Raw genomic sequence first — 12702 nt, forward strand, 5'->3', positions numbered from 1 at the left:
CCTCCAGGGGCTGGCTCCGCGCGGAACCGTGTCTTCACGCTCCGAGAAGGAACTTCGACTGTCAGACATCTTCCGGGGCGCGGGCCGCCCCCGGGGGGTTGTGGGCTCGGGGGGCGTGCCTAGCTTGGCCGCGTCCATGAAGAACGAAATGCACTCGACGGCGCGCCCGACGCGCGTGGCTCACGTGATGTACGGCCTGGAGATGGGCGGGCTCGAACAACTGGTGGTCCGATTGTCCCAGCACGGCCGCGAGCGGGGGATTGAATCCGTGGTGCTGGCCCTGGGCCCGGACGGTCCGGTGCGGGAGCTGCTCCAGCGCGCCAACGTCCTCACGGTCTGGCTGGGAGGCCTCGCCGGGATGACGCCCGCGGCCATCCGCCGGCTGGCCCAGGAGGTGGACGCCTTTGGCGCCGACGTGGTCCACGGTCACGACGTGGGCCCCTGGCTCAACGCCGTCGCCACCCGGACGCTGCGTCCGCGCACGCCCGTGATGGGCACCTTCCATCAGACGGTGGAGCCGCAGGGCAAGCTGCGCCCCGCGGCCATGGCCGCCGCCATGTTCACCCAGTCCCTGGTCGCGTGCGGCAGCGAGGTGCGCGCCAGCCTGGAGCGCTGGAGCCCGAAGCTGCTCTCCAACGTGGTCACCATCGAGAACGGCGTGCCGCTGGAGGTGGCCACGGGCGAGGAGGCTCGCCGGGCCGCGCGCGAGCGCCTGGGCCTTCCCCAGGGCGCCACGGTGGTGGGCTACCTGGGCCGTCTCTCCGAGGAGAAGGGCCCGGACCTGCTGGTGGACGCGTTCCTGCGCCACTTCGCGGACGCGAAGGACACGCACCTGGTGATGATTGGCCCTGGCCCCATGGAGGCCTCGCTGCGCGCTCGCGCCGCCGCGTCTCCGCTGGCCGGCCGGGTGCATTTCACGGGCGCGCTGCTGGAGGCGAGCAAGCTGCTGCCCGCGTTCGACGTCTACGTGCAGCCGTCCCGCCGGGAGGGCCGCTCGCTGTCGCTGCTGGAGGCGATGGCGGTGGGGCTGCCCACGGTGTCGCATGCCATCCCGGCCATCCGCGAGGTGCACCGCGATGGGCAGACGGCGCTCCTGGTGAAGTCCGAGGACGTGGATGCGCTCGGCGGCGCGGTGAAGCGCCTGACCCACGACGCGGAGCTGCGCTCCCGCCTGGGGGAGGCCGCGAAGCGCGAGGCGCAGCGCTACTCGCTGTCCACGATGGTGGACACGTACGCGAAGCTCTACCGGGGGGCCGCCGCTCGCGCCCAGGCGTGAGCGGGCACGGGAAGGCCACGCGTGTCGCCCACCACCATCCTCCATGTGCGCAGCACCTGCGGCCTGTATGGCGCGGAGCGGGCGCTGCTGTCGCTGGCGTCGTCCACGCCGTCTCCGTGGCGCGCGCAGGTGTGCAGCCTCGTTCCGCCCGGACGGGTGGACGTGCTGTCGGGCGCGGCGCGCGAGCAGGGGCTGGACGCGCTGACGCTGGAGGTGCCCGGCCGCTTCAGCGCGATGGCCGTGGCAACGCTCGCCTCGGAGGTGCGCAGGCGCGGCGTGGGGCTGCTGCACGCGCATGACTACAAGTCGCTCACCCTGGGCGCCGCCGCGAGCGCGCTCGCCGGAGTGCCCCTGGTTGCGACGTACCATGGGGACACCGGCGCCACGCCCGCGTTGATCGCCTACGAGGGGCTCGCGCGCGTGCTGGGCAACTGCACACGCGCGGTGGCGGCGGTGTCGCGCGAGCTGACCGCGCGCCTGCGCCGGTACGTCCACCGCTCGCCGGTGGTCTACATCCCCAACGCGCTGCCGCTCGCGGACGCGTGCACGGACGCGGAGCGGATCCATGCTCGCGAGGCATTGGGGCTCGCGCCGGAGGGTTCTGTCATCGCGATGGTCGGGCGCCTGTCGGTGGAGAAGGGGCCCCAGGTGCTGCTGGACGCGATGCAGCGGCTGGCCCGGACGCCTGGCGCCACGCTGCCCACGCTGCTTCTGGTGGGCGATGGCCCGCTGCGCGAGTCGCTGGAAGCGCAGGCGCAAGGGCTGCCGGTGCGCTTCCTGGGGTTCCGCTCGGAGGTGCGCAGCGTGTACGCGGCGGCGGACGCCGTGGTGATGCCCTCCCTGCGAGAAGGCATGCCGCTGGTCGCGCTGGAGGCGATGGCGCTGGGACGGCCGCTGGTGGCGTCCGGAGTCGGAGAACTGCCCCACGTGCTGGGCACGGGGCGCGGGCTCGTAGTGCCACCGGGAGACGCGGGCACGCTGGCCTCGGCGCTCGCGGGATTGCTCACGGCGCCCGGCTGGCGCACGCGGATGGCGCAGGCGGCACGTGAGTACGTCGTGGCCCACCACGCGCCGGAGCGGATGGCGAATCGCTACATCGAATCGCTGTATCTGCCCGCCCTGATGGGCCCGCGCGAAGAACAGGTCGTGGCCGGGTAGTGCGCGTAGGCACGTTGTCGTGTCTCCAGCGCCCGAGGATGAGCACGGCAGCCGCTGACGGCTCGGAGCTTCCGGGGACGCTCTTGACGGCGTCCAATCCTAGCAGTCGCAATGCCTTCCCATCCTTGGCGGATTCCTGACCCAGAGGGTCCAGAACAACGCACGCCCAGGTGCGTTGCCTGTGGAAAAATCCGCGAGCATCCATTTCAAGCTCAACCGCCGCTGGCATGTTGGCCTCAGTGCATGGCGTGGCGGTCCTTGCATTGATTTGGTAGAACGAGATAGACCAAAAAAGCCGTATTTGTCTGCTCTGTTAATCCATGGGAGGGCCAAGCATGAAGATGAGCAAAGTTCTAGTGGCCGTCGCGGGTCTCGTGTCGATTGTTGTGACCGCGGGGTGCAGCTCCCAGCCATCCGCAGCGTCAGCCAGCGAATGCGAAAAGGTCCAGAAGTGGGTGCAGGCAAATGCGAAAAGGCTGCCGCACAGCTACTCGGAGCTGACGGAATATCCTACGGCTTATCGGCGGGCCATCTATGCCACCTATTCTCCTGATGAGAGGAGCGCGGTGTGGCAGGGGCATTTCGATGCGTACTTGATGCAGCATCCCGAGCTTGGCCAGGAGCAGGTAGACTACTTGCGCCGCGCGAAGGAGCTGGCGACCCCTGCGTTCTTTGCCAACGCCAAGTTGAAGGAGTCTCGCGCGCAGCTTGAGTCTTTGCGCACCGGCCTGGAGACGCTGTTTGGCTCCGACGAGGCGTTCAACATCCTCGCGCAACTTGGCCCTTCGGATGATAGCCTGATCAGCACCCTGTACGGTGGTGGTGGCGGAGGCGGAAACTGCTCGTGCTCTCTCTCAAGCGACTGGTGTGGCGGCAGCAGTCACTGCGCAAGCGGAGGCTGCACGAACGTTGAAGACGAGTGCGGCACTCTCTGGACGTACCTCTGCAACGGCAATTGCCATCCCAACACGTAAGGGCTTTTGACGAGCCTCCTTCGGACCGGTGCAAAGGCCGCGCGGAGGGGGCAACCCCTCCGCTCACCTGGGCCGGATGCCGAAGCGTCAAACGGTGTTGGAGTAGCCGATGCTCGTGCGCCTGGGTGATGGCAAGTATTCAGTAACCCGAAGTGGGATGCTGGACCTGGTATCGGCGCTTGCCGTCTCCGGTCTCTTCATCTGGTCGGGATTCGCGCGCGCGAGCTTCTTGCTCCAATCCCCTCACCCGATGGGGGTGGACGGCTACTATTACGCCATACAGCTTCGATCGCTTGCCGAGGACTGGCGGCTCTTCTATCCCAGCCTGCCACTGTGCTTCGTTTGGCTGTTGCCCTTCAGCCTGTTGAGCGACCCCATCATCGGTACAAAGCTTGGTGCAGCGATAGCGACTGCCGCGGCAGTGTTCCCGGTCAATGCCCTCGCGCGGCGATTCACGGGTGACCGGGGTGCAGGTCTTGTCGCGGCGACCCTCGTTGCCATCAGTGCTCAGTCTCGATTCCTCTCGACAGAGTTTGTCAAACAGGGGGTCGGTCTTACATTGGCAGCAGGGACATGGGCTTTGCTGGGTGCGTCACTGGACCGTCCCAGCAAAGGTCGATTTGCGTTGGCGCTAGGGCTGCTTTCTCTTACGGCATTGACGCATCGGTTCGCATTCTGCGTAGCGCTCTTTGTCACGCTGCCCGTGTTCGTCACATGGGTCTGTCAGACTGTAGATTGGAAGGCAGATCGCCGAAGCCTTTTGTTGCTGGGAGGAACTGTCGCTGTCTCGGTGGGCGTTGGTGTGATATGGCGATTGAGCTTCGGAAATGACTTCGTGGTCATGTCCAAGCTGTTCCAGATGAAGCCAGACTGGTCCTTCGCCACGCTTGCCCTGCCGGGAGCGCCCCCGCTTGTTTTCCACCACGAGGTGCGGTGGGCCGCCGTAGCCTCCCTGCTGACCCTGGGACTTTCCAGTTCTCCGGGAGCAGCGCGTGCGTCCCCCTTGAGGGGGCACGTTGTCGCGTTCAGAGCGGGCTTCGTGTCCCTGGCGCTGTTCGTGGCTGTCCCCTGGCTGGATATTTCGAACGCGGAGGGGCCTGCGATGAGGCTGCGCCTTGTCGCATTCCTGCCTTTGGCGATCTGCGCAGCGCTGGTTTTTCGTCAGTGCCTTGGCCGACTGACGCCTTCCGTGCGTCTGATTGTCGGCGCGATCATGGCTGTCGGTCTCCCCTGGATCCCAACTGCTCGGCATGAGGGCACCGTGACCACCGCTCCTTCGCGTGTCATGGCCATGAAAGAATTGGCGGCGAAGTTGCCTGCGGATTCGCTCGTGGTGACCACCGAGCGCCAACTGGCGTTCATGGTGACCTGGTATGCACGTGCTCCTGCTCAGCGCGCGATTCCTGCCTTACTCAACCCGGACCGGACCTTCCGGCTCATTCCTTCAAACGCATTGGAGCCTGATATGGCACTTGCGCTTGCGGCGCGGCGTAAAAGGGCCACGGGAGTCGATGCGTGCCCGCAGGATCTGCTTCCCTCTCGGCCGGGTTCACTCACCCTGTTGCAGGAGCAGATCTACCAATCCCTGACCCACTCGCTTCCATTGGAGTCTCAGATGTACTGGCAGGCCTGGCCAGCGCATTGAGCCTCGGCGGGCATCATGCGCTGGCTTGCGGCCTGAGGCTCAGTGGGCTTCCGCCCCGGACGGCTCCTTCCCTTCGCCACTGGCGGACACCGCGTTCAGGTAGAGCTCGCCCAGGCCGGCCCCGATGCCGTCCCACGCGAAGGACTCCGCCATGCGGCGGGCGTTCCGCGCCAGCCTGCTGCAGAGGTCCGGATCATTGCGCAGCCGGCGCAGCGCGGCGGCGAACTCCTCGGGGGATTCCGCCAGCAGGACGTGCTGCCCCTCCACCACGGGCAGCCCCTCCACCGCCAGGCGCGTGGCCACCACGGGCACGCCCGCCGCCGCGGCCTCCAGCACCTTCAGGCGCGTCCCGCTGCCCGCGCGCAGCGGAATGGCCGTCGCCAACGCGCGCGCCAGATACGGCGCCACCGACGGCACCGAGCCCGTCACCACCAGCCGCTCGTTCTCCAGGGCCCGTACGGACGCGGGCGGACTGCGGCCCACCACCATCAGCTTGCTGGTCGACAGCTCCGACGACACCAGCGGCCACACCTCGCGCGCCAGCAGCAGCACCGCGTCCTCGTTGGGCCACCAGTCCATGGACCCCACGAAGACCAGGTCGTCGCCCGTGCTCTCCCGGGGAGCGAAGTCCGGCAGCTTCACGCCGTTGGGCACCACCTCCACCCGCTTCGCCCCCATGGCGCGCAACTGCTCGGCGTCCACGGACGAGCACGCCAGCACGGTGTCCGCCTGGCTCACGCACTCGCGCTCCAGCCGCTCCACCCGGTTGAACTGCCAGCGCAGGAACGGCCGCATCGGCGGCGGGCTCAGCGGCGCCATCCGCGCGAGCAACTGGCTCTCCACGTTGTGCTCGTCGATGACCAGGTGCGCGGACGGGTTGAGCTGGCGCGCCAGCGGCAACAGTTGCGCCATGTGCAGGTGGTCGAAGTGGATGATGTCGAAGGGGCCGCGCTCCGCCAGCACCCGGCGCAGGGCATCCCGCACCGCCCGGCGCGCGAAGCGCACGTAGGTGAGCGGCGTGCCCCGCAGGAAGGCCCGCGTGCTGTTCAGCGTCTCCTGGGGCGCCACGCGCGGCAGGTCCACCAGATGCAGCCGCGAGCCCGGCACGCCCAGCGCTCCCAGCCAGCGCCTGAAGCCCTCGGCGTCGTTGCCCACCCGGTTCACCGCCAGCACGTCCAACGAGAAGCGGGAGGCAAGGGCGCGCACCAGCTCGAGCGTGCGCAGGGTGCCGCCCGTATCCGAAGGCAGCGGAACATAGGGAAGGATGGCGAGAACGCGTCGCACGGTGGGAAACCAGGCCTGCTTCAGGAGACGGGTGGAGCCCGGCCGCGTGCTCCTCACCACGGCCACCGGCTTGGTAAGCACCCACCTGCGAAGGGCCCAGGCCCCCGCGGCGCTTTCCCGTCGATGGACAACACATCGTCCGCGCGCGAGGCAGCGGGATGCCGCATCGCGTCTTCCGAGCGACAGCCGCATTCCCGGCGGTCTTGACCCGCGCGGGAGGCCTCCCTGTCCGGGAGGGGCCTCGAAAAGGCGCGCGGTTTGCGGCATGAGGACGCACGGCGCAACGACGGAGGATGCCATGGGCCTTGAGCAGACGCAGGGGGCCGCGGCGCGCGAGCGGATCGCGCGGGTGCGGCAGGTGATGCGGGAGCGCGGTGTGGCGGCGGTCTGGGTCCCGACGAGCGACCCGCACCTGTCCACCTACGTGCCGGCCCGCTGGAAGGGCCGGGAGTGGGCGTCTGGCTTCACCGGCTCGCTGGCCACGCTGGTGGTGACGGCGGACTTCGCCGGCCTCTGGGTGGACAGCCGCTACTGGGATCAGGCGGACGCCCAGTTGAAGGGCAGCGGCATCGCGACGGTGCGCACGACGAACGCGCCCGGGCAGTCACACCTGGACTGGCTGGCCGCGAACGTGCCGCAAGGACAGACGGTGGCCGTGGACGGCGCGGTGCTGGGCCTGGGCGTGGCGCGCGCGGCGGCCGCGCAGTTGTCCGCGGCGGGGCTGGTGCTGCGCACGGACCTGGACGTGGTGGCGGAGGCGTGGGCGGACCGGCCGCCCCTGCCCGCCGCGCCCGTGTTCGCCCACGCGCTGTCGCCCGTGTCGCGGACCGACAAGCTGCGGGCCGTGCGCGCGGAGATGGGCGTGCTGGGCGCGACGCATCACTTCATCTCCACGCTGGATGACGTCGCGTGGCTGATGAACCTGCGCGGCGCGGACGTGGACCACCTCCCGCTGTTCCTCGCGCACCTGCTGGTGGAGCCCGGTGGGGCCCGGCTGTTCATCGGGCAGGGCAAGGTGCCGGACGCGCTGCGCGCCGCGCTGGAGGCGGACGGCGTCACCCTCCACCCGTACGACGAAGCGGCCCGCGCGCTGGGGGCCCTGCCGGACGGGACGCGGCTCCTGGTGGATCCCCGGCGCATCACCCACGGGCTGCGGCAGGCGGTGCCCAGGGGGGTGAGCGTGGTGGAGGGGCTCAACCCATCCACCGTGGCCAAGTCGCGCAAGACGGACGCGGAGCTCGCGCACTTCCGCGACGCGATGGAGCAGGACGGCGCGGCGCTGTGCGCGTTCTTCGCCTGGTTCGAGTCGGCCCTGGGCCGCGAGCCCATCACCGAGCTCACCGTGGACGAGCGCCTCTCCGCGGAGCGCGCGCGGCGCCCGGGCTTCGTGTCGCTCAGCTTCTCCACCATCGCCGCGTACAACGCGAACGCCGCCATGCCGCACTACCGGGCCACGCAGGCCTCGCACGCGACGGTGTGCCTGCCGGGGCAGAAGCCGCAGGGGCTGCTGCTCATCGACTCCGGCGGCCAGTACACGTCCGGCACCACGGACATCACCCGGGTGGTCCCCGTGGGCGAGCCCACGCCCGAGCAGCGGCGCGACTTCACCCTGGTGCTGCGCGGGAACATCAACCTGTCCCGCGCCCGCTTCCCCCGGGGGACCCGCTCCCCGAACCTGGACGCGCTGGCGCGGGCGCCGCTCTGGGCGGAGGGGCTGGACTACGGCCACGGCACCGGCCACGGCGTGGGCTTCTTCCTCAACGTCCACGAGGGGCCGCACGGCTTCTCCCCGACCCTGCCCAATGACATCACCACGGCGATGGAGCCGGGGATGATCACCTCCAACGAGCCCGGCCTCTACCGTCCGGGCCGCTGGGGCATCCGCATCGAGAACCTCCTCGCCGCCGTGCCCGACCGCAAGACGGAGTTCGGCGACTTCCTGCGCTTCGAGACGCTGAGCCTGTGCCCCATCGACACGCGTCTGGTGGACCCATCCCTGCTGTCCCGGGAGGAGGTGGACTGGCTCAATGCCTATCACGCCACCGTGCGCGAACGGCTCCAGCCCCACGTCCAGGGCGCTGCGCGCGACTGGCTGCTCCAGCGCACCCAGCCGCTCTGAAGCGCGCTGCTCCGGACCCGCCGCGGAGGCCGGTCCGGGTGGACAGTGTCCGCTGGAGGGGAATGGCCAGGGGCCCCGGACCTGGGCTGGACTGGAGCCCATGCCCAAGTCCCCGCCGTCGCGCCGCTGGATGCTGACCGCCTTCCTCGTCTGGCTTCCAGGCCTCGTGCACGTCTTCCCGCTGCTGGGCGTCTACATGCTGATGTTCAACAAGGCCTACGGGCTGGCCTTGTTCGTGGGCTTCGCCCTCACCGGGCTCGCCCTGGGCCTCATCCAGGCGCTCACGCGGGGCCTCCGGGCGCTGTGGGTCACCCCGGCGTCCTTCGTCGCGGGGTGGTCGCTGTTGCCGCTGCTCATGACCCTGGACGCCCCCTTCGGCGTCGCGTGGACGCTGACCCTGTTCACCTCCGCCGGCTTCGTGGCCCTGGGCCAGTGGATGCTCCGCTCCGATGCCCCGGCCTGAATCGCCCTGGAGGGCATGACGCGGCCGGACAGGAGCGGGGCGCCGCCTGGAGTTTCCATAGCGTCCGCTATGCCTTCTTGCGTCATGCGGGGCCCGCGCGATCCCTGTAACCCGCCGAGCGACACTGACGTATCGCCTGCATCGCCCAGGGATTCACGCGATTGCGGAGAGTCAGGCAACATTCGCCGCGAAATGTAGAGAATCCCGGGGACTTTCTCGATTCTCGAAAAGGTAGGAGTCCTGCCCATGACCACCCCCATTGATGGTTCCGCCGCCGCCGCTGCCCGCGCCGCCGCCGAAGCCGCCGCGCGCGCAGCCGCCGAGGCCGCCGCCCGTGCCGCCGCCGCCGCCGCCGCGAAGGCCGCCGCTGAAGCCGCCGCGAAGGCCGCCGCGGAGCAGGCCGCGAAGCAGCAGGCGCAGCAGCAGACGAAGCAGCCCACGGTGAAGCTCTTCAATGACGGGTTCTCCGCGGGCGGCGCGCAGAACAACCGCAACGGGGTGAACCGGCTGACGGGAGAGACCACAAACCCGTTCGCCACGCCGCTCGGCATCAGCGGAGGCCACGCGCGTCCCCTCAATGGCCCGGTGACGGGGAACGCCAACGGCGCGGTCCCGGTGCGGGCCGACGTCAACGGCGCCGCTCCGGCGGCGGATCCGAAGCCGCCGCACGCGGAGGCGCTGCCGGACAAGCCGGAGGACCTGCCCAAGCTCTTCCCGGAGCTGAAGGACAAGAACAAGGAGGACCTGAAGAAGGCCTACGACTCGCTCAACAAGCTGGGCACCGGCACCTTCTCCGAGAAGGCCACCGCCCTGGGCGAGCTGGCCTCGCAGTTCCCGGAGACCGTCCCCAACGCGCTGGAGCGCCTGGGCCTCAAGGACGACAAGCTGGCGAAGCTGGCCACCAACCCGGACGCGCTCACCTCGCTGGGCAAGCTGACGGACCCCAAGGCGAGCAAGCTGGACAAGGCGCAGGCCGCGCTCACCCTGGCCAAGGCCACCGGCGACACGTTCGCGCCGGAGGACCTGAAGGGCGTGCTGGACACCGCGCTCAAGGGGCTGCCCGCGGCGGAGAAGCTGGTGGGCGCCATCGGCAAGTGGACGGACCCCGACGCCTCCGCCACGGACAAGGCCACCGCCACGCTGGAGCTGGGCAAGGCGCTCAAGGACTTCGCCGGGGACAAGTTCCCCGCGCTCGCCAATGACCTGCGCAAGCTGGACGGGTCGCTGCGCGCCGCGGGCGCCGCCATCACCCTGGCGGACCCCAACGCGTCCACGCAGGACAAGGCCCTGGCCGCCGCGCAGCTTTTGGCGGAGGTCCCCGACCTCAAGAAGGACCTCAAGGCCTTCGCGGACGTCCTCAAGAACGCGGGCGTGAAGAACGCGACGGACGTGGCCCAGCAGGGCGCGCGGATGGCCGACGTGAAGGTGAAGGGCCTGGACCCGCAGCTCGCGTCCAAGCTCACGCCGGATCAGCTCAAGAAGCTGGAGGCCGCCGCCACCAGGCTGGGCGGTCCGGAGTCGATGGAGGCCGCGCTCAAGGGCATCACCGACCCCAAGGCCCTGGACAACCTGGTGGGCCAGCTCAACAAGGCGGACGCCGCGGCCGGCAAGCGGCTGGTGAGCGCCCTGGGCGGCATGGAGCACAAGGTCCTCAACGAGGTCCTGTCGGATCCGAAGACCACGGAGCAGTTCGCGAAGCTCGCGGGCCGGCTGGACGACGACGCGGCGAAGATCGTCTCCAAGCTGGTGTCGGACATGGACTCCGGCGCCGTGAAGTCGCTGCTCAATCTCACCGACAAGCTCGGCGCGGACGCGCTCAACACCACCGTGAAGACCCTGGGCCCGCTGCTGGACAAGGCGGGCAGCAAGCTGGTGGGCCAGGGCCTCAAGGTGATGGACAAGGTGCTGGGCAAGATCGGCGTGGAGATCACCGCCGACGTGGCCGGCAAGGTCTTCAAGAACCTGGCGAAGGTCGTCCCGGTGGCGGGCGCGCTGCCCAACGCCATCGACGCGGCGAAGTTCGAGAAGGAATCCCTGGAGCTGCACGGCAAGAACAACGACCTGGGCTACTTCGCGCACACCGCCGCGGCGCTGAACGTCGCGGACGCGGGCATCGGCATCGCGCTGGACCTCACCGGCGTGGGCGTGGCCGCGGACGTGGGCGCCAGCGTGCTGCTGGGCGCCGCCGAGCTGGCGATGGACATCGGCTTCACCCAGGAGAAGGCGAAGTACGAGGCCGACCCCGAGGGCTACGAGGCCCCGGACTGGATGAAGGCCGTGAACCTGGCGGGCGCCGCGGCGCAGGGCCCCGCGGGCCTGGCGCACATGGCCGCGTACTACGGGCCGGAGGGCACCGCGCAGCTCATCCAGTGGGGCGTGGAGAAGGCCGCCAAGGGCGCGGTGAAGGCCGCCGAGTTCGTGGGCGTGTCCCAGGCGGAGCTGGCCGGCGAGGGCCTCAAGGGGGCCGCGAAGGTCATCCACAAGCTGGCGGACGTGGTGCGCAACCCGTCCAAGTACGGCGAGGCCGCGGTGAAGGCGGCGACGGAGGCCTTCAACACCGCCATCGAGAAGGGCGGCGAGCTGGCGAAGGAGGCCAAGGAGGTCCTCGACAACGTCATCGACGGCGCGAAGAAGCTGGGTGAGAAGGGCCTTGAGACGCTCAAGTACATCGCCCAGAACCCGGGCGAGGCCGCGAAGAAGGCGCTCGACGGCATCAAGAGCGTCGTGGACTCCGGCCTGGACCTGGCCACGGACGCCGGCAAGGCGCTCTACAAGCAGGCCGTCTCCACGCTGAACGACCTGAAGGCCGGCTACGACAAGCTCACCGGCGCCGCGAAGGAGAAGGCCAAGGAGCTCATCGACGGCGCGACCACGCTCGTGTCCAACACGGTGAACAAGGCGAAGGAGCTGGGCGAGAAGGGCCTGGAGCTGCTGGCCTGGACCGCCCAGAACCCCGGCGAGGCCGCGGCCAAGGCCAAGGAGGCCATTGGCGACGCGCTGGCCAAGGGCGGCGAGCTGGCGAAGAAGGCCTGGGAGTCCGTGAAGGACCTGGGCGCGAAGGGCGCCGAGCTGGCGGAGGGCCTGGTGAAGGGCCTGGCCAACGCGGGCGAGAAGGCCGTGGAGACGCTCAAGTACATCGCCAACAACCCGGGCGAGGCGCTCACCCAGGCCGGCGAGTGGGTGGGCAGCACGCTGTCGGACATGGCGCGCAAGGGCGGCGAGCTGGCCTCCAAGGCGGCGGGGGCCATCAAGGACTTCGTCGACAACCGCGTGTCGTGGGCCAAGGACTTCGCCAAGGACCTGCTCAAGGACGGCGTGGAGTCCTTCATGAACGTCGCCAAGGCCTGGAAGGACAACCTCTCCGAGGGCGGCAAGGAGCTGCTCATCGCCGTGGCCGACCTGGGCGACGCGGGCGTGGACGCGCTCAAGGACCTGGCCGGCGCGGGCGGTCAGTTGGCGGAAGCCGCCGTCAACCACCTGGGCGACATGGCGAAGAAGGGCGTGGACGCGGCCAAGGACGCGCTCGGGACCCTGGTGGACCTGGGCGGCGAGGTGGGCGAGCTCGCCGGGGACGTGGCCGGCAAGGTGAAGGACTTCTTCGACGACCTCATCCCGGACGACATCCCGGGCATCCCGGGCATCTAGCCCGCCGCGTCACAGGCCTGTCGCCACCACGCACGGGGTCTGCTCCTTCACGGGGACAGACCCCGTTCGCTTGACCCATTCGTGACGCGGCCCCCAGGTAAGACAAGTTTGAGCGGAAAATTACGCGCTGACTAAACT

8 protein-coding genes are annotated in these 12702 nt (G+C 69.5%); 7 read left to right on the forward strand and 1 reads right to left on the reverse strand.

The window, feature by feature from the left end; translation table 11 throughout:
• Positions 1-136 precede the first annotated feature (136 nt).
• From K8612_RS19755 to K8612_RS19770, 4 genes are all read left to right on the forward strand, one after another.
• Positions 137-1276 (forward strand): glycosyltransferase family 4 protein, encoded by a 1140-nt coding sequence (locus K8612_RS19755; protein ID WP_223763417.1) that lies wholly within the window; start codon positions 137-139, stop codon positions 1274-1276.
• 21 nt (positions 1277-1297) lie between these two features.
• Positions 1298-2434 carry a glycosyltransferase family 4 protein gene (locus K8612_RS19760; RefSeq protein ID WP_223763418.1) on the forward strand — a complete coding sequence of 379 codons (1137 nt, stop codon included), beginning with the start codon at positions 1298-1300 and terminating at the stop codon, positions 2432-2434.
• A 335-nt stretch (positions 2435-2769) separates the two neighbouring features.
• Complete coding sequence (locus K8612_RS19765) at positions 2770-3408, forward strand: bacteriocin fulvocin C-related protein (protein WP_223763419.1); 639 nt, start codon at positions 2770-2772, stop codon at positions 3406-3408.
• A 109-nt stretch (positions 3409-3517) separates the two neighbouring features.
• A complete protein-coding gene (locus K8612_RS19770; protein ID WP_223763420.1) occupies positions 3518-5053 on the forward strand; it encodes a hypothetical protein in 1536 nt (511 codons plus the stop codon).
• Between the two features lie 39 nt (positions 5054-5092).
• On the opposite strand, the gene K8612_RS19775 is transcribed toward K8612_RS19770, so the two are convergent.
• Positions 5093-6337, reverse strand: coding sequence for a glycosyltransferase family 4 protein (locus K8612_RS19775; RefSeq protein ID WP_223763421.1), 1245 nt, complete (start codon positions 6335-6337; stop codon positions 5093-5095).
• A 298-nt stretch (positions 6338-6635) separates the two neighbouring features.
• On the opposite strand from K8612_RS19775, the gene K8612_RS19780 reads away from it, so the two are divergent.
• From K8612_RS19780 to K8612_RS19790, 3 genes are all read left to right on the forward strand, one after another.
• A complete protein-coding gene (locus K8612_RS19780) occupies positions 6636-8456 on the forward strand; it encodes an aminopeptidase P family protein (protein ID WP_223763422.1) in 1821 nt (606 codons plus the stop codon).
• A 100-nt stretch (positions 8457-8556) separates the two neighbouring features.
• Positions 8557-8919, forward strand: a complete 363-nt coding sequence (locus tag K8612_RS19785; RefSeq protein WP_223741633.1) for a hypothetical protein — start codon at positions 8557-8559, stop codon at positions 8917-8919.
• Positions 8920-9165: 246 nt separating this feature from the next.
• The gene (locus K8612_RS19790; RefSeq protein ID WP_223763423.1) at positions 9166-12564 is read left to right on the forward strand and encodes a Dauer Up-regulated; all 3399 of its coding nucleotides are present in this window, start codon (positions 9166-9168) and stop codon (positions 12562-12564) included.
• The last annotated feature ends 138 nt before the right edge of the window (positions 12565-12702 follow it).

The organism is Corallococcus sp. AS-1-6 (genome assembly GCF_020037015.1).
Classification (GTDB): domain Bacteria; phylum Myxococcota; class Myxococcia; order Myxococcales; family Myxococcaceae; genus Corallococcus.

Coding starts and splice junctions, on each gene's coding strand:
- K8612_RS19755 (WP_223763417.1), top strand. CDS start 137: ATGAAGAACGAAATGCACTCGACGGCGCGCCCGACGCGCGTGGCTCAC.
- K8612_RS19765 (WP_223763419.1), top strand. CDS start 2,770: ATGAAGATGAGCAAAGTTCTAGTGGCCGTCGCGGGTCTCGTGTCGATT.
- K8612_RS19770 (WP_223763420.1), top strand. CDS start 3,518: ATGCTCGTGCGCCTGGGTGATGGCAAGTATTCAGTAACCCGAAGTGGG.
- K8612_RS19780 (WP_223763422.1), top strand. CDS start 6,636: ATGGGCCTTGAGCAGACGCAGGGGGCCGCGGCGCGCGAGCGGATCGCG.
- K8612_RS19785 (WP_223741633.1), top strand. CDS start 8,557: ATGCCCAAGTCCCCGCCGTCGCGCCGCTGGATGCTGACCGCCTTCCTC.
- K8612_RS19790 (WP_223763423.1), top strand. CDS start 9,166: ATGACCACCCCCATTGATGGTTCCGCCGCCGCCGCTGCCCGCGCCGCC.